Below are 18,109 nucleotides of genomic sequence, written 5' to 3'. Positions count from 1 at the left end.
TCGGCAAACACGACAAAAATTCCATATTTGATGGCTGTGTCATTATTTGATGATTCGGGATTTTCTATGCGTCAAATAACCTGGTTTTTTCGCGCTATTTAGCGCCTTTATCTTATTGACAGGCTGGTACTCTTGAGCGCGTAAAAATCCATCCAGGAGAGAGTCATGGCAATTCAGGGTATTGAAGGCGTTATCAGCCAGTTGCAGGCAACGGCAATGACGGCCCGTAATCAGAACGTGGCGGATGTGCAGCCAACCGTGAGCTTTGCCGGTCAGCTGCATGCCGCGCTGGACCGCATTAGCGAAACCCAGTCTGCCGCCCGCACCCAGGCAGAGAAATTCACCCTGGGAGAGCCAGGCGTAGCATTGAATGACGTGATGACCGATATGCAGAAAGCCTCTGTGTCGATGCAGATGGGTATTCAGGTCCGTAATAAACTGATGCAGGCCTATCAGGACGTCATGTCCATGCAGGTTTAGGTTTTATCAGGCTGGCGGCCTCATCGCTTTAATGCCACAATATTTTTTTCTTCTCATGTGAGAAAGATGATGAAAAAAATAGCAATTATTGGTGCGCTGATGGCCTTAAGCGGATGTGTGCAGGTTGATAACTATCAGGATGTGGTTAAACATCCGGTCCCGGCCAGTCTGGCGGGCTACTGGCAGACGAAAGGGCCACAGAGCAAACTGGTCAGTCCGGAGGCCATCGCTTCCCTGGTGGTGACTCCGCAGGGCGATACGCTGGATTGTCGCCAGTGGCAACGGGTGATTGCGGTACCGGGAAAAGTCATGCTGCGTTCAGATGATTTTTACAACGTGACCAGCAAGCTCGATATCTATTCTCTCGAACGCGATGGCAGCCTGCTTGAGTACGATGGGATGACGCTGGAACGCGTGACCCGGCCTACCGTAGAGTGTGCTGACGCGCTGGAGAAAGCGCCGCTCGCCAGCCAACTGCCATAAAACCGCGCCGGGTAGGGCACAAGCACTACCCGGTCTCGTTACTACAGCACCTCTTCTAACACCCACACGCTGACGCTGCCTCCATGGCAGGTGAAGACCCCGGTGCCGCTTTCATCGGTAATGACGGTCTCGTCGCGGTTACCGAGAAAATCCTTCCACTGTTTGTTGCCATAATTTTCGCCGAGGGTGATTGTTTTCTCTCCCTCATCGCCATTGGACAGTACCACTACGCAGCCGGGATCTTCTTCCGTGCCGCTGCGGCTAAAGGCGATACAGTTAGGATGATCGAACCAGAGGGTCTGGATCCCATGTGCATAGCGCTGACGGGCGAGAATGAGTTTATCCAGATGTTCAATGACCGGCATATCAACATGGTAGGTTTCGCCATCCCCGCCGGTATCGTCGTAACTGGCACCATAGAGATCCGGATAAAAGACGCTGGGGACGCCATTTTCCCGCAGCAGGATCAGGGCATACGCCAGAGGTTTAAACCAGGCTTCCACCGGGGCTTCCAGCGCCTGCAGCGGTTGGGTATCGTGGTTAGCCACCAGCGTGACCGCGTGGAAGGGATCGGCTTCCACCAGCGTGCCGGTAAAGATCTGACTCATGTCGTAATCCCGTCCCTGAAGCGACGCTTCGTGGAATTTCATATGCAGCGGGGCATCGAACAGCATGGTCTTACCTTCAACCTGATCGATATATTGCTGCAGTTTATCCACCTCGTGAGACCAGTACTCCGCCACGATGAACAGCGGCGTTGGCGCCACTTCCTGAACGTGCTCAATCCACTCTTTATAAAACCACGCCGGAATGTGTTTCACCGCATCGAGCCGGAAGCCGTCGCAGCCGGTCTGCTCCATGACCCAGCGCGCCCAGTATTTGATCTCCTCCGTCACGGCGCGGTTGCGATAATCGATGTTTTCACCCATCAAATAGTCGAAGTTGCCCATTTCATCGTCAACCTGGTCGTTCCACCCTTCGCCGGTATAGTCGTTAACGATTTTGAAGATGCCGTCTTCATTCGGATTTTCGATATGGTCCACGCCGCTGAAGCATTTGTAATCCCAGATAAAACGCGAGTATTGCCCGGCGCGTGCGGGGAAGGTATAACGGGTCCAGGCTTCGCAGGTAATAATCTCATCGTCGATCTGGGTACGATCCTGCTCATTCACTCGCTGCACGCGGACCGGTTCTTTCTCGTCGGCGCCCATTTTATGGTTCACCACAACATCAAGCAGAACGGCAATCTCGTTGCGTTTCAGCGCATCGATGGCAGCGAGGAGTTGGGCTTTATCACCGTATTTGGTCGCGACCGAGCCTTTCTGGTCAAACTCACCAAGATCGAACAGGTCGTAGGTGTCATAGCCTACGGAATAGCCGCCAGAGGCGCCTTTACAGGCCGGAGGCAGCCAGACCATATTGATGCCGATGTCATTGAGACCGTCAGCACGTTCGGCTACTTCAGACCAGAGTTTTCCGCCGTCGGGGTAATACCAGTGAAAGAGTTGTAACAGGGTGGGGTTTTTCATCATCCGTGCTCCAGAAGCCGTTAGGCAGACCTCTGGAGTATGGATGAAGAAATCATAATTGGGTGTCGCGGGTCAGGCTTTCTGGATAAAGAATATTGCCAGAGAGTTTGCCATAAGCAGTAGAAATAGATTGTTGTTTACCGGTTTGCGTGATCAACTTGCGCAGCTCATCCATTCTTGCCGATAACAACTCTTTCAATTCAGTTTCATTTTGCAGCACCTTTTCCAGCAGAAAACGTGCCTGCTCAATTTGCGCTGGCGGACAGGAGGAGATCGAATTCTGTCCGATGCTTTCGACTAACTTAACGTACTCTGTCTCTTTTTGAACCAGCTCATCCCAGGAGCCGGAATGTGCGAGATTCAGCATGGCAATACTCAGGGCATGTAGGGCCTGCCAGTTGTGAAGAGCAGTGCTAGGATTATTCATCAAGATTATCCTGAAATGGAGGTAGCATTGGGGCCGATCTGTTTCCACGCGTCCGCAATGTTATTCAATAAACCCTCAACCTCGACAATCGCCTCGACATCATTACGTAAGTTCGCGTGTAGTAAGCGGCGTACCATATAGTCATATAGCGCGGCGAGATTAGCCGGTAAGTCGCTGTCGACTTCCATGTTCAGGCCAGCCTTTAAGCCATTGTCGATGATGTTGATGGCTTTTGAAAGCGCCTCCCCTTTCGCAGGAATATCCCCCTGCTCAAGAAAAAGGCGCGCTCTTACAAGCGCGCTATAAGCACCGTCAAACAGCATGACAACCAACTGGTGCGGGCTGGCACTCAAAACGGCAGATTCGAGACCTACCTTTTGATAGGCCTGTACACCAGAATTGCTATACATATCGGTTCCTTTCTTATTTGCTACTGAACTGCGAGGTCAGGTAAGACGCAGTGCTGTTAAATTTAGTGACCAGTGAATCCAGGTCACTGAACTGCTTTTTATACCGGGCCATTGTGGCTTCAATAGACAGTTCCATCGCGTCATAACGTTGGCCAATTGTTTTCAGTGTGGCGTTGATTCCGTCTTTCGCGTTCTGAATAACACCTTCTTTACCCACAGAGGTGCTCAGCATATCTGTCAGTTTGTTATTCATTTGGGTAGCGAAACCGGTCGTTTTACCATCCCCGACGAAGTAAGCCTGAACGCCAGCCGGATTGTCTGTCAGCGCCTGAGTTAACTTTTTATCGTCAATCTTCAGATTACCAAACGTGCCGTCAGCGCCCTTCAACGGGTCCTGGGTGATACCCAGTTGCGCCATAATCGCATAAGAACCTGTCTGGACATTGGTCAATAAAGCACGCAGATCTGACTGTACTCCCCTGATAGTGCTGTCACCCATCAACACCCCGTTACCGGAGTTTTGAGCCGTTGCACCTGTTGCTGGCGGTACATACTTGGTCAGAGAAGTAATGGTAGATTGCAGGGAGTTATAAGCAGTAACCCACTCAGTTATGGCTTTTTTGTTGTCGTCGGTAGAGCGGGTGACTGACAGCGTTTCATCGGCCGTACTTGGCGCCTTCAGGGTTAAGGTGACCCCAGGGAGTGCGTCCGTTACGGTGTTACTCTGACGGATGATATCGATGCCATTGACGTTGACGACGGCGTTTTGTGATTCTACTTGTTCATTAAGTGCCGCACCGCCAATCACCGCATTCAGCGTATCGTCCCCGGTGACGGTAACCGTCATGTCCGAGTCGGTACCCGTGGTTTTTGATGACAGCATCAGACGGTAATCGCCGGTATCTGCTTTCACAATACTTGCAGAGACGTTGCCGTTGGCCGCGTTAATGGCTTTAGCAATACCATTCAGGGAGGTATCGCCATCGGCCAGCGTCACGGTTAAGGGTTTGCTGTCGGCGCCAGCCTGGGTGATGGTGATGGTACGACTGTTCCCGGCCGTGGTTGCACCCAGCTGTTTGGTATTACTATCAATGGTGCCCGGTGCGGTAGTCAGTACCTGACCTTTGGCAATTTTGCTGACATTAATGGTAAATTCGCCAACGTTGGCATTCGTTGACGTGGTGGCTGCGAAGGCAGTATTGGTGCTGGTGACAGATGTTGAGTTCCATGTATCTGTCTTGGCCAGTTTAGCCGCAGCAGTTTGCAGAGTGGTCAGCGCGCTTTGCAGTTTGCCGTAACCGGTAATCTGCGCATCATATTTCGTTTTCTGTGTGGCAATAGCCGTTAACTTCGTCTCTTCCGCAGCCTGTAACTTATCGTACAGATCTTGCAAACCTGGCATCCCCACCCCAAGGTTGCTAATAGTGGCCATAATTTATTCCTTTCCAATGGTTGTTTCAGACCTATATCGGCCAAAATGATGAAAAGTTTACGCTGTATGGAAAAAATTAATCGGGCAAAAAAAACACCTCTATACGCTTTTATAGCGTCAGGTTTTTTAACGCGCGTTATCTGCTTTACGGTTTTTTTCTGAGCGTGAAAAATGAACGATTTGAGCTATGGCGATGTCCGCGGACGGGGCTTCATAAGAAATAAAATAAAAAAATACCTTAAATAACAATAATTTGAATTTTTTATAAGATATTTTCTAAAGTCTGTTGCCGGGACGTCGATAACCTTGTTGACGGTGAGAGACGCCGTGAGTGTTAGGCACCGACCTAGAAACCATTTTTGTTTAAGGAATTAAAATTATGGCCGTTATCAATACTAACCTGTTGTCCCTGACCACTCAGAACAACCTGAACAAATCTCAGTCTTCCCTGGGCACTGCTATCGAGCGTCTGTCCTCTGGTCTGCGTATCAACAGCTCTAAAGATGACGCTGCTGGTCAGGCGATTGCTAACCGTATGACCGCTCAGGTTAAGGGTATGACCCAGGCGGCGCGTAACGCCAACGACGGTATCTCCCTGGTTCAGACTGCTGAAGGCAACCTGAACGAAATCAACAGCAACTTACAGCGTATCCGTGAGCTGGCTGTTCAGGCCGCGAACGACACCAACGGTACTACTGACTACGCTTCTGTGAGCACTGAAATTACTCAGCGTCTGGGTGAAATCGACCGTATCGCTGGCGCAGCTAACTTCAACGGTAAAAAACTGCTTGATGGTAGCCTGACTCAGTCTCTGAACATCCAGGTGGGTGCGGGTACTGGTGCAACTGACACCATCTCTATCACCACTGGCGCGCTGATCAATGCTAAAGCTACCAGCCTCGACGCTGGCCTGACCGGTACCATCACCGACAACAGCTCTGCTAAAGCATTCATCACTGCAGCTGACAACGCAATCAGCAAAATCGATACTGCTCGTTCAAACATGGGTGCGATTCAGAACCGTTTCGAATCTACCATCAACAACCTGAACAACTCTATCTCTAACCTGTCTGCTGCACAGTCCCGTATTCAGGACGCAGACTACGCTACCGAAGTTTCCAACATGTCTCGCGCGCAGATCCTGCAGCAGGCTGGTACTTCTGTACTGTCTCAGGCAAACCAGGTTCCACAGGCAATGCTGTCCCTGCTGCGTTAATAGACGCGGTAAGTGCAAAAAAGGTTGCTGGAAACAGCAACCTTTTTTTATTGCATTGAGTCCGAATACCCGCTTCAGTAATGTGCAAAACAAGACTGCAATTCACAGCGTTTTCCTTTCATAGGCCCGTATTGCCGGGTGCTACTCTGCGTAAAACCCTCTTTTTAGTCGTCTGACGACATTTACCGATGAGTTATTACGATGAGTGAATTTGCACGAAGCCGGGCTATGCGTCAGTTTTATCGCAATTTATTTACCAGACTGATTGAGCTGCCCGAAACAGACGTTATGCCTACGCATATCGTCGCGGAGATCTTCAGTTTCAAAAGCCCCCATTTCGAGCGCCTCGAACCCCAGATACGCGCAGTAAGGACGGAGCTCGAGCCAGAAAAAGAAGAGGCGTTGAAGCATCTTCTCTGTGCGATCGTACTGGCGAACTATGCCCTTGACGATGCTGAATCAGAAGAGCGTCAACGGCTCTCTGCTGAATTAAATCCCCGAATTATTGAGTTTGTTGTTGCCGCATTGAAAGGCGACAGTAACGTAAATTATCTGGTTGCCGCTATTCAGATTCTTTTCCGCATTAACGAAATTTCTTCTGCGCTTTTCTTAATCAATAATAATCTTTCGCTAGTCAGTAAGTCAGGGCCGGTTCTGAAAATATTGTTGCTGATCTGTTTGATGGAAAATGATTACAACCAGGCGATGGTGGTGATTCAGGCGCTGACTGAAGATGCTTCGCTTATTGGCGAAGACCCAATGGCGTTGTTAATGATCACCTGCGGCATCTACAAACTGGGGGGGATACCCGATTCCTATATCGATTTCAGACCCCTCAATGAGCGCGAGCATCAAATTTCGGATGGCGATTACGCAGAATGGATCGCAAAAACGTCGAACAGTAAAACGACGGTTCTGGTAGCCTGCGATAAATATGACTATTTTGAACACGCGATACCGCTGCTGTACTCGGTTTATGAAACCAACCGCGATGTGCTGGATGTCCATCTTCATCTCTTCAACTGTGATGAGGAGGTCAAACAGAGCGTAATGTCACTGCGTGAGCGCCTGCCTGAACTCCATATTTCTGCCACCCACGAAGAGATTCCAGATCATGAGGCGATGTCCGTTTACTACGACTGCCGTCGAATCGTTTTCCTGCGACATGCGCTGCAAAAATTCGCCACGCCGATTATTGCTCTCAATGCCAATACATTAATGCGTCAACGCTGGGCATCTCAAACTACGCCACTCATGTTATTACACAGTGAAACCGCACCATTTTGGGAGGAGATTTCCCCAGGCTTTATCTATGCGAATCCTGTTGAGCTGACCCAACGTTACCTTGATCGGGTCGCCGGGTTTATTGACGTCAATCTTAAAAGCGGTAACGCCACATACGGCCTTGATCCGGTGGCACTGTTTGCCGTTCTCGACACCTTCACGGGATCGGAACAGATGCAAATCTCCCGGGTTGATTGTGACTCTCTACTTAGCAGCAAGAATCAAACTGAGGCTTTCTGTTGGGTTAATGAGAGAAATAACCGCGCCAGTGCAGAATATTTAGCGTCGCTCAAGCATAAATATCATCACTAATTCCCTCAAAAGGGAAAATAGCATAACGACGATCTGGAAGAGAATGTGACAACAAATTATCCAGGCTATCGGATTACTCCCGAGGCCATTCATGCCGCCGCAAAGATCAACGATCTTGCGACAACCTCTCCTGCGAATGCACGTATTCTCGAACTGGGTTGTGGTTCGGCGTTGCGTCTTATTACGCAAGCCGTTGCTAATCCACAAAGTATCGCCATTGGCATTGATATCGATGAGCAGGCCATTCTTCAGGGCCAACAACATATTACAAGCCAGGGATGCGCTAACGTTGAAGTTTTTGCCGCTGGATTAGGCGACCTTCTGGCCGCGGATCCTGGTGAGTTTGATTACATTATCATTCACCAGACCTTTTCATTCCTTGGCAAAACCGAGCGTGAAGCATTGCTGCAGTGGAGCAAAGCGCATTTATCCGCCACAGGCGTGATCGCTATAAAATGGTCGGTACTGCCAGGGAGCGTTACCCAGTTATCCTTGGGTGAGGCGTTGCGTTTTCATTTGGAACGTGCGCAAGAGGGGAGCGATCTCCTTGCCACAGCGCGCGCGATGTTAAGTTTTATGCTGGTGACGCTGGAAGAGGGAGCGTTAAAAAACGAAGTACTTAGCGCTGAAAAGATGGACGATACTGAGCTGGCGTTGCGATATCTGACTCCAACAGACGGGGCTTGTAATCTGACTGCATTCAATGCGCAGGCGCACGAGGTGGGCTTACAGTATCTCGGCGATCTCATGCCCCAGTATGAGATGGGCCATTTTTACAATCCTGCCATTGAAGAGATGTTAAATGCCGTCAGCGCCGATGCCAGTCGTCTGATGGCGCAGCAGTATCTCGATTATGCTGTACAGCGGCGAGAGCGCTTTACGCTGCTCTGCCACCAGGCTGCAACCACGCCTCAGAATCAACCTGAACTGGGTGAGTTGAAAAACCTGCACTGGGCGGGATGTTTCTTACCGGTAGAAGTCGATGCGGCGAAAGCTTCCCATCTCTATAAAACTAGCAAGGGAAAGGTGATACGCAGCGATAACGGCATAATCATACGTATTATGGAGCTGCTGGGTAGCGCCTGGCCGATGTCATTAAGTTTTGAGCAGCTGGTCTTTAATTGCCAGTCGCCCGAGTCAAAAGAAGATATCCATGAGACGGTATGGGAGTCGCTGAAGTCGCTGTTTATGAGCGCCCCCGAAGGGCTTTACTGGAGTGCTTCGCCGTCAGCGTATAATAGTGCGCAGAACGAACAGCTGAGATTTGTAGGAGCGTTACCTTCGGCATGTCCGGTTGAAAATACCCCTGTGCTTAATCTTTGGGGGGAATCCGTGACGTTAACCCCTGAAGAGTGGAATTTTATACACGCTGAGATGAATGTTGCGAGCCGGACCGCCTGGGAACATTATTCAACGTTAAAAATGAAAGGCCTGTTGATAGGGTCATCTGCGGCCTGGAAAAATCAGCTACAGCTTTTCTTACGTGCAGGCATGACGGATGTATTAAAATCCCAAATACCTTTCCTGTTGCTGCTGAGCGTTAATCATCAGCGAGGGGGCTTGTTGCAGGATGATGTCCATGAGCCTGCGCTAGCCGATTACAACGTCGATTCTGTCTATCAACGCGTGAATGAGTTCATCAGAAAAGGTCAAACTCAAAAGGCCAGAGAGTATGCGCAGGGATTAATAGAAATTGATCCTGATAATATTCATATTCTTCGTTGTTATTCCCGGGCATGCGTGTTGACGTCTTCATGGGATGACGCGCTGGCGGCGCTGTGCAAATTGATGGGGTATTATTTTACCAGTCTCGATATTTACTACGATTTAGCGACGGTCTTACAGAAAAAACGGGAGTTTTACTGCGCGCGGAATATTATTCGTACATTGACGCGGCTTAACCCTAAAAATATAGACTACTGGCTTAGTCTCGCTTCTCTTCACCACGCCTATGGTGATATGACCCTGGCTGAAAAATGTTGCCGTGAAATAATGCGCTTCCAGCATCCGGGCGCGAACTCGCTTGGGTTGACCGGTATCATCCTGAGCGATAATCATAAAATGGCAGAGGCTCGCTATTTTATGGAAAAAGCGGTTGAGATGAGTAATTACAATTTCGGGTACTTTAGTAACTTACTCTTTGTCATGAGCCATGATGCTACGGTATCCCCTGAAGAGTTGCTGCGAAAACATCGCGAGTTTGGTCATCGGGTTGATGAATGGGCGCAAGGGTGCGAATTTAAACCCGTCTTAAAAAATACGAAAGAACCGGACAGAAAGCTCAGAATAGGGTTCGTTTCCGGCGATTTACGTAAACATCCCGTAGCCAATTTTTTGCTGCCGACCTGGAACGCACTGGATCGTGAAAAATTCGAACTGGTGGCCTACAGTACGCTTTTCATGAATGAAGACAGCGTTTATCGACACTTTCGTGATACCGCGACGTTATGGCGTCAGGTTGATGCCCTCAGTGATATAGAACTGGCCAATGTCATCGCCGGCGATGAAATTGATATCCTCTTCGATTTATCCGGGCATACGGCCTATAACCGTCTACCCGCATTTGCGCTGCGTCCAGCCCCGATCCAGTTGACCTGGATAGGTTATCCCGGGACGACGGGCATCAGTCAAATGGACTACATTTTATTGCCGACGACCCTGACTCAGTCACAGGTTCTCAGAGATCAGCTCACTGAGAAGATCATGTTTGTCGAGACGCGTAAGCACTTCGAGCCGCATCCTCAAAGCCCGGAGATAAATGAACTTCCTGCGCGACGTAATGGGTATATCACCTTTGGTAGCTTCAACCGGGCTAAAAAGCTTAATGACCATGTGCTTGGCGTATGGGCGAAAATCATGCTGGCCTATCCTGAATCAAAACTGCTGATGGGATTCATGACGGATGCGGATATGGTTGCTGCAATGACAAAGCGCATGCAGAAACTGGGGATTACCGAGGATAGACTGATTTTCAGAGGTTTAGCTGAGCTGGATGAGTATCTTGCTTATCACCATGAGATCGATATTTTACTGGATACTTTCCCGTATACCGGAGGGACCACGACTCATCATGGCGCATGGATGGGCGTCCCGACCCTGACTCTGAGCGGGCCAACGATCCCTTGTCTGCAGGGTGTGGATATTATGGGGGGATATCATCTTGAACAGTTTATTGCCGTTGATGAACAGGACTACATCGATAAAGCCGTTGCCTGGGGTGACAACATTGCTGAGCTTGCCGTCATTCGCCAGGGAATGCGTGCCAGAATCCCGGTAGCGAACGCGTCTGGTCATGAAATTGCGGCGAATTTAGAAAAAGCGCTCAGGGAAGCATGGCATATGTATTGTCGTGGAGAACAACCCCACGAGCTGATTATTACCAGTCAGACATTAAACGGATGATGATGAAACTGATGACAGAGTAATGCGTCGGTAGTGAAAGGGCAGGTGGCAATAACAGGCTACCTGCCTTTTAGATCGGCAATATTATTTCCAGTAATCGAGAAATCCATCTTTACCGAAAAGCCAGGTTGTTTGCAGCTCCTGGTTGATGCGTTCGATAACAGGCTTCACTTCCTTGTAAGGCTGTCGCAGGAAAACCCACGATTTGCTTTTAGGACTGTAGACCGAAGAGCGATATCCCCACTGTTCCATCAAAATGCTCATACTTTTATTGGTATGCACGCAGGTATGTACCGGGACGTCGATATAAAACCAGTTTGGATCTTCAGGGACTTTCTCAACAACGACGGTATGAATAAATAAACTGCCCGCATCTGAGACCAACCGGTTAACGTTATCCAGATCGTTACGGGTTAACACGTGCTCAAACATGGCGGAGTTGATGACTAAAGACCAGCCTTTGTCTTCGGGTTCGTCAATGTAGGTGAAGTCCGGGTTCTGGACATATTTGTCGTAGCAAAAGGTGTTGCGATTGAAATACTTCTGGATGAGATGGCTAAGCGTACCGTAGCCTGCTGCATAATCAAGAATTCGGCTGTCGTCGATAATATTATTACGCGCCAGCAACTCAATCATCAGCGCCTGTTCAGCATAGGGAGGCTGATTGAAGCCCAGCGTTTCGCGCCCGCCATTCTCATTGTAATGGTGAAAATCCGTGTTGAATTTTTCCCACTCCTCCAGGGAGAGTTCCTGATGCGTTTTCGAACTGAAAAACCCGCATTCAGGACACTGGTAATATTGCACCGGCATCAGGTTTTGCGTGAATTTTTCCGCTGAAGGTGCAAGATACTTGGCTTTTTCGAAATAGAACTTCATTTCGCTGTTACAGATGAGGCATGAGTTCGTCATGATGCTCCACGTTATAGAATATGCTGCCATTCAGCGCAGGTGATGAATGAGATTGAAAGCTCGTCTTGATAAATGTCGCACATCTTTGAAAGGATCAGGCGCAAAACAGATGCCTTTTTCAGCCCTTGTTTTCACGATGGCAGGGGCTCTGCATAAAGTGAGTTCAAATAGGCTGTAAAATGTCGGTTATTTTACCGATAAGCTGGCGGTCTTGCTCGCTATGATGAATCACGTCTTCATTACATGCAGGTTTGCACATGGGCGATAAAATTTTCGTCACCAGCCCTTTATTGCCTCCTTTAGAGGAGTTCATGCCTTATCTTCAAAAAATCTGGCAGAACCGAATTCTTACTAACGGCGGTGAATTTCATCAGGAACTGGAAGAAGCCCTGGCACGCTATCTGGGTGTGAAATACGTGTGCCTTTTTGCTAATGGTACGCTGGCATTGCTGACCGCGCTTCAGGCGCTGCGGGTCACCGGAGAAGTGATCACCACCCCGTACTCCTTTGTCGCGACATCACACACCCTGTTATGGAATGGTTTAACGCCTGTCTTTGCCGACATCGACCCGCACACCTTTAATATCGATCCTGAGCGCATTGAAGAGTTGATCACGCCTCAAACCACAGCAATTATGCCCGTTCATTGCTATGGCATTCCTTGCAATGTAGATAAGATTCAGCAGCTTGCCGATATTTATGGGTTAAAAGTTATCTACGATGCGGCCCATGCTTTTGGCGTTCGCCAGAACGAGACCAGTATCCTCAACCATGGCGATCTGTCGGTATTAAGCTTCCACGCAACCAAAGTGTTTAATACCTTTGAGGGCGGGGCGATAATTTGCCACGACAGCCGTACTAAACAGCGTATTGATTATCTTAAAAACTTTGGCTTCGCCGGTGAAACGCGCGTTGTCGCGCCGGGTATCAACGCCAAAATGAATGAGATGGAAGCGGCCTTTGGTCTGCTTCAGTTGCAATATATTGATAGTGCTTTACAGGAAAGAGCAGCGATTTCAAAACGGTACAGCGAGGCGTTAAAAGATATTCCTGGCGTAACCTTCTTTGATCCAAAAGACCGTTTTGAATGGAATCACTCTTATTATCCGATCCTTATTGACGACAGTTTTCCACTGAGTCGGGATGCGCTCTACGAAGCATTGAAAGCGGAGGATGTCTATTGCCGCCGTTATTTCTACCCGCTCATTAGCTCGTTTGCGATGTATAATCACCTGCCGTCTGCGGTATCAGACAAATTGCCTGTCGCCAGCCGACTTGCCGAGCAGATACTATGTCTGCCTATCTATCCCGGCCTGAAAATCGAGGATCAAATGCGGGTCATAGAGACTCTACGGCGTTACGCTACGATCCCGTCATTAAATCGTCAGGTTGCTTAATGTAAAAAGGCTTTGGATACCAAAGCCTTTTTTTATTAATGGGTGGGGAGCCGGTGCGCAGGAATGGCGTAAAGCACTAATTCACAGGCCAGTCTGGGATGGTGAGCACGCAGGTAAAAACGATAGCCAGGCTGTATCTGATGAATAAACTGTGGAATGGTGATGAGATCGGCTGGCTTATGGTAAAGACTAATTGCCAGTATCGGGTAATGTTCCGCTATCGTCGCCTGAGCACCTTTTAATGCCTCAAGTTCTGATCCTTCAATATCCATCTTAATAAAAGTCACTTTCTCGCCAGCAACCACGTTATCAATACTGTTAAGCGCAATTTCATCGCCGTCAGGCGCATCCGTTATGGCGGAGGAGAGGGCAAGGCCGGCATTAAAACGCAGCGTAGTATTGGTATTCCATATTCCAGCATTGATGCAGACGCACTGGGGCAAATTCGCCGTGTTTTGCTCCAGGAGTGCGAAGGTCATTTTGTCCGGTTCAAACGCGAAAATTTTCGCCGCAGGGGCAACATTTTGCTGCTCAAGGGCGCTGACAAAAGCGGCGATGCTGTCGCCATTATAGGCTCCGCCATCCACAAAGATCTCGTCGGCACCGAAGCGAATCAACTCACGTGGGAAGTAATGTTCCGGATGATAGACGCTGTGGTAATAGATTTCGCGCGCGCTAATTCGCTGGTTCAGATAAGCAATTAACGTGGTTTTTGACGCTTCGTCAGCCAGGTTGGCATAAAACGCATTAAGCCTCTCCTGATGCGTTTCACACCACGCCGTCGTAAAGTGCTCACCCGCATTAATGCCCACAAAGGTGGGATCATAAAAGAGGATTTCGCCGGCAGTACGTTCAAGCTGGACGCGTAATGGCTCATCGATAAACTGCATAGCGATAATGTAGTTATATTTCGATTCCTGAGCCGTGAGAGACTCTACACTCACAATGCGGTGGCCATTGAATTCATCCCCGGGTTTTAGCCACGCGTCACTTATCGCCACATAATCGACAGACATTCCCTGACGCTGCATAAAATCCCAGGTGATTTGCGCGACATAACCTGCACCACAAAGCACGATGGGGTGACCGTTAGTTTGCATCTGCGCCATCGTATCGATGAAGTGATTGCGGGTTTCACTGAGCATATCAAGTACGGCGTTCAATATTTTCTCCAGCATTAGGCGCAAGGGAAGGGGAAGAGGGGGGAAGAGCAATAACCCGCGTTAACATGGCGACCAAATCATAGCCGTCCCACTGCAGTGAAAAATCAAGCGTCTGGCCAAGGGGAACGATACGGTCCACACCTCTGAGCCCCGAAGCAAGCCAATTATTCAGCTCGTCAGACGAGACGCCAAAGGTGGCCATTGTCTGGCATCGTGAGTGACAAACTGGATTGATTTCATCAAGCGACCGCGCCACATACTCCATGAAAAAACCCCCATTGCCGCGCCAGTCGAGCGTCCCTTCCTCAAGATCAGAGAGCTCAACGCGCACGACAGTATTTTGTGCTCCCGAGACTTTTCTCACGCCAGCCACCTGGGCACTGAGTAAATATAACTGCGTCAGTTTATTTACCGCAGAGATGGGCTCAGGCGTATAACGCGCGGTGGCAAGCGCCTCAAAATTCTGCCAGAACAGGGCGCGTCCCTGCTGAACATTCTCACCCAGCCAGACGATAAGAGACGGAGAGGTACACGCGTTCTGATCGTTTAAAAGCGTGTCATTGTAAAATGCCCGCGCAAGCTGTTCCTTTTCAGGATGCGCCAGATACGCATCAGCGTTAATCGCCGCGATGGAGTAACGGTCGGCGAAAGCAATATCCAGTGCCCGCGGCGGCAGTGAAGAGTGACGCAAATCCGCTATGGTCTTGTCGCCACCCCAGATGATGCGCGTGTCACATAATGCCGACAGCGCATCATTGATGTGCCGCTGTCGATCATAACGGACAAGAATAATTCTGGGCCGCATCATGGGGTGGCTTTGGAGCGCACTTTTGATTAACCGTACGACGATCGCCGTCTGGGGGTGCTCGCGTCCGGGTAGACGGACAATATTAGCGTTACCGGTTAATAGCCCAGTGATAAGCGAATAGGCAAAATTGACCGCGACGTTGCCGGGAGCAATATGAAACGCCACGCCACGGCCGCAACGGTGCGCAGCGGAACGGTTTTCAGACTGCATACGCGCAATAGATGAGGGACGACACCAGAATCCCAGACTGACCACGTCCGGCCAGCTTTTCGCTTCGCTATCGGCTAACGTGAGGCGGGAAAAGGTGTCCAGAAAAGCGATAACCTCCGGGGCAAAAAGGGGTAACGCTTTTTGCGCAGGCATGCTGTGCAGGAGCGTTTCATCTCCCAGCATAAAATTCAGACCGCTAAGATTGTGCTGCATAGGTATCGCTACACCCTCGTAATTCGGCTTTCTTCAACCGCCCTGAGATACGCAAATATTTGCCTTTTCGTCCGCAGCTACAGTCATCTTCACCCAGGATGACGCCTTCATCTTCGGTTAGCAAAGCGTGTCCGGGATAGGATTCGGGTAACAGGGAGATCACCTGGATAATGCCTGACTGGCCGTGAGGCAGGACGGAAAAATCGCGCGGGTCACGGATAATGACGTCTGAGAAAATCGACGTATGCAAATGTCCCTGCTCGCACTGCATGTAAATACAGCCGGTTTGTTCGACCATGCCGTAATAATCGTGTACCGCCGGCAGGGCGCAAAGCGCATGCAGGCTTTCAGCAAAGACCTCGGGGGTCACCGCTTCACTTTGCAGTTTTTTCCAGCCGCCGCCGTGGATTAACAGGGCATTACTGAGGTCAATCTTTTGAGCGCTGGCTTTTAATGCCTGATAGAAATGCTGCCAGACCATAAAGGTGAAACCGAACAGCAAAATCCGCTTCCCTTGATGCTTCTCTAAGAAGGCTTCAATAACGGGCATATTCAGCTTCATGTTCTCGTCTAACGCCCAGGCACGATCGCTGCCAAATAACGAGAAACCTAAAATCCCGGCGCCACGGGCAGAGAATTGCTGGCGGTCTTTTAACACTTCAGGAGAGTCGATAATCAGCATCGGCAAACGCCCGGAGCCGGTAAATTGACTCACAATTTTTACCAGCGTTTTTTGCTGGTGGGAGGCGGTTGCCTTATCCAGATAAATACGCGAAACCTGCTGTCCGGTCGTGCCGGATGAGGTCATGGTTTTTACAATGTCGCTATCCGGTACGCTTTGTAATTTCAGTGTCTTGAACAGAGAAACAGGAAGAAACGGCAATGAGGCCACATCGTTAAGCGTCGCGGGGTCAAAGGATTGCGCATCCAGCATCCGACGATAAGGTTCGCACTGGGCATAATGGTGCGCGGTAAGGGCGCGCAGCCTGGCCAGTTGCAGCGCATGCTTCTCATCCCGTGCGAGCGAGTAGGGCGCCTGCGTTAGTATTGCTTCAAACGGAAGGGACATGATTTTTCAGCTCATGATAAATCGTCTTACCCGCGGCGTTTTGGGGAATCTCATCCAGAGTGATAACGCGAAACGCGGAGTGATGGAGCTGGCTTGCCGCCGCTGCATACTGTTTTACTGCGCTTTCAAGAGCGGCATCAGTAATGAAAATACAGAGTAGATCATCGCGGCCATCGCAGGCGCAGTGAAGGCCCGGGAATGCGGTTTTCAGTAGCGTTTCCATCTCGTCCATGCCGACGCGGTTGCCAAAAATCTTCAGGAAACGCTTTTTACGACCCACAATGGTGTAAAACCCGTCGGTATCTACGCGCGCAATATCGCCGGTGTGCAGAGTACCCTGAAAGGTATCTCCTGATGCCAAATCGCAACCACGCTCTGCATAACCCAGCGCCACGTTCTCCCCCTTATAGACCAACTCTCCGTCAATATCGGGGGCGGTGATAATGTCGCCATTTTCGTCAAGCAGTAGAAATTCGCCGCCGGGGATGGGGGTACCAATGGTGCCGCTTTTACGTTGCGCAAATTCTGGGGCAAGCCAGGCCATACGCGAGGTTGCTTCAGCTGCGCCATACATCACCACAAAACGTTTTCCGTGCTGGTCGGCATAATCGGTGAACTCTTTCACCAGCGCAGGGGCCAGTTTTCCGCCCGCCTGGGTTAGCGTTCGTACATCAGGAAGATCCATGCGCATAAAACGCAATTTTTTGAGCATCTCCCAGGTGTAGGGGACCCCGGCAAGCGAGGTGGCACGTTCATCACGCACAAATGTCCAGAACTCACGCTGCATGACGCTTGCGCTGGTCAGAAGCAACGTGGCGCCTGCCTTCAGATGGCTATTGACGATGGATAACCCATACACGTAATTCAGCGGCAAGCTGACCAGCCCGCGCTCTTTAGCGTCGATAGCAAGGTAGTTCGCAATGCTTGTGGAATTACTTTCCAGGTTGCGTTGACTTAATCGCACCAGTTTGGGACTGCCAGTGGATCCTGAGGTCGTCATCAAAAGGGCGAGATCATCATGCAGCGGGAATGGCGTAAGACCGGTAGCATGCAGGCGGAAAGTACCGTGCTCTTCGCGCCATAAAAACGTGGGATGGTAAGTGTCGATGAGCGACTGAACCAGGGCGTCGTTAAGCTCGCTGTCAAGCATCAGTGCCACGGCATTTTGCTTAAGACAAGCCAGATAACCAATAACGGTGTCACACTGATTTTTGCAGAAAATAAAGACCAGTGTACGAGGCGGGATGGTATCAGCCAGCGTCTGAACACGGTCTGTGAGCTCACCCCAGCTAAGGGTTTCTCCTCGATCGTCGACTAAAGCGAGATGGTCAGGTGAAACCTTATCAGTATGCCAGAACGCCATAA

At 49.9% G+C, this 18,109-nt stretch carries 15 protein-coding genes; 6 read left to right on the top strand and 9 right to left on the bottom strand.

The window, feature by feature from the left end:
- Positions 1 to 165 precede the first annotated feature (165 nt).
- Both fliE and yedD read left to right on the top strand, forming a co-directional pair.
- Entirely contained in the window at positions 166 to 480 is a 315-nt protein-coding gene (fliE, locus tag B3511_RS12230) for a flagellar hook-basal body complex protein FliE (RefSeq protein WP_040074974.1), read from the top strand.
- Positions 481 to 549: 69 nt separating this feature from the next.
- The gene (gene yedD, locus B3511_RS12225) at positions 550 to 963 is read left to right on the top strand and encodes a lipoprotein YedD (protein ID WP_286783682.1); all 414 of its coding nucleotides are present in this window, start codon (positions 550 to 552) and stop codon (positions 961 to 963) included.
- A gap of 41 nt (positions 964 to 1,004) precedes the next feature.
- On the opposite strand, the gene amyA is transcribed toward yedD, so the two are convergent.
- From amyA to fliD, 4 genes are read right to left on the bottom strand one after another with little or no spacing between them, the layout of a single operon-like run.
- Positions 1,005 to 2,492: an alpha-amylase gene (gene amyA / locus B3511_RS12220; RefSeq protein WP_263616168.1), complete on the bottom strand. Its 1,488-nt coding sequence runs from the start codon at positions 2,490 to 2,492 to the stop codon at positions 1,005 to 1,007.
- A gap of 52 nt (positions 2,493 to 2,544) precedes the next feature.
- Positions 2,545 to 2,919, bottom strand: coding sequence for a flagella biosynthesis regulatory protein FliT (fliT, locus tag B3511_RS12215; protein WP_046884853.1), 375 nt, complete (start codon positions 2,917 to 2,919; stop codon positions 2,545 to 2,547).
- Positions 2,920 to 2,924: 5 nt separating this feature from the next.
- On the bottom strand, positions 2,925 to 3,329 hold the full coding sequence (gene fliS / locus B3511_RS12210) for a flagellar export chaperone FliS (protein WP_046884854.1): 405 nt from the start codon (positions 3,327 to 3,329) through the stop codon (positions 2,925 to 2,927).
- A gap of 13 nt (positions 3,330 to 3,342) precedes the next feature.
- Entirely contained in the window at positions 3,343 to 4,761 is a 1,419-nt protein-coding gene (fliD, locus tag B3511_RS12205) for a flagellar filament capping protein FliD (protein ID WP_046884855.1), read from the bottom strand.
- Between the two features lie 379 nt (positions 4,762 to 5,140).
- Between fliD and B3511_RS12200 the strand changes: the two genes are divergently transcribed.
- The 3 genes from B3511_RS12200 (at position 5,141) to B3511_RS12190 (ending at position 10,975) form a co-directional block, all read left to right on the top strand.
- Entirely contained in the window at positions 5,141 to 5,977 is an 837-nt protein-coding gene (locus B3511_RS12200; protein ID WP_046884856.1) for a flagellin, read from the top strand.
- 201 nt (positions 5,978 to 6,178) lie between these two features.
- Positions 6,179 to 7,573, top strand: coding sequence for a hypothetical protein (locus tag B3511_RS12195; RefSeq protein ID WP_286782548.1), 1,395 nt, complete (start codon positions 6,179 to 6,181; stop codon positions 7,571 to 7,573).
- Positions 7,574 to 7,618: 45 nt separating this feature from the next.
- Positions 7,619 to 10,975, top strand: coding sequence for a methyltransferase regulatory domain-containing protein (locus B3511_RS12190; RefSeq protein WP_286782546.1), 3,357 nt, complete (start codon positions 7,619 to 7,621; stop codon positions 10,973 to 10,975).
- A gap of 84 nt (positions 10,976 to 11,059) precedes the next feature.
- Here the strand turns inward: B3511_RS12190 and B3511_RS12185 are convergent, their stop codons facing one another.
- Positions 11,060 to 11,884, bottom strand: a complete 825-nt coding sequence (locus B3511_RS12185; protein WP_233802775.1) for a methyltransferase domain-containing protein — start codon at positions 11,882 to 11,884, stop codon at positions 11,060 to 11,062.
- A 257-nt stretch (positions 11,885 to 12,141) separates the two neighbouring features.
- Between B3511_RS12185 and B3511_RS12180 the strand changes: the two genes are divergently transcribed.
- Entirely contained in the window at positions 12,142 to 13,281 is a 1,140-nt protein-coding gene (locus B3511_RS12180) for a DegT/DnrJ/EryC1/StrS family aminotransferase (protein ID WP_286782543.1), read from the top strand.
- A 35-nt stretch (positions 13,282 to 13,316) separates the two neighbouring features.
- On the opposite strand, the gene B3511_RS12175 is transcribed toward B3511_RS12180, so the two are convergent.
- Genes B3511_RS12175 through B3511_RS12160 form a run of 4 tightly spaced genes read right to left on the bottom strand, consistent with a single transcriptional unit; the run spans position 13,317 to position 18,107 of the window.
- Complete coding sequence (locus B3511_RS12175; RefSeq protein ID WP_286782542.1) at positions 13,317 to 14,444, bottom strand: FkbM family methyltransferase; 1,128 nt, start codon at positions 14,442 to 14,444, stop codon at positions 13,317 to 13,319.
- Complete coding sequence (locus B3511_RS12170; RefSeq protein WP_286782540.1) at positions 14,428 to 15,645, bottom strand: acyl-CoA reductase; 1,218 nt, start codon at positions 15,643 to 15,645, stop codon at positions 14,428 to 14,430. The genes B3511_RS12175 and B3511_RS12170 overlap by 17 nt, the downstream gene beginning before the upstream one ends.
- Before the next feature lie 13 nt (positions 15,646 to 15,658).
- Entirely contained in the window at positions 15,659 to 16,744 is a 1,086-nt protein-coding gene (locus B3511_RS12165) for an acyl-protein synthetase (protein WP_286782538.1), read from the bottom strand.
- Positions 16,728 to 18,107 (bottom strand): AMP-binding protein, encoded by a 1,380-nt coding sequence (locus B3511_RS12160; RefSeq protein ID WP_286782536.1) that lies wholly within the window; start codon positions 18,105 to 18,107, stop codon positions 16,728 to 16,730. Before B3511_RS12160 ends, B3511_RS12165 begins: the two co-directional genes overlap by 17 nt.
- Positions 18,108 to 18,109 lie beyond the last annotated feature (2 nt).

The sequence above is a fragment of the Leclercia sp. UBA1284 genome (assembly GCF_002308415.1).
Classification (GTDB): domain Bacteria; phylum Pseudomonadota; class Gammaproteobacteria; order Enterobacterales; family Enterobacteriaceae; genus Enterobacter; species Enterobacter pneumoniae.
The sequence above is the reverse complement of the archived record's forward strand: the minus strand, read 5'-3'. Positions and strand labels throughout refer to the sequence as shown.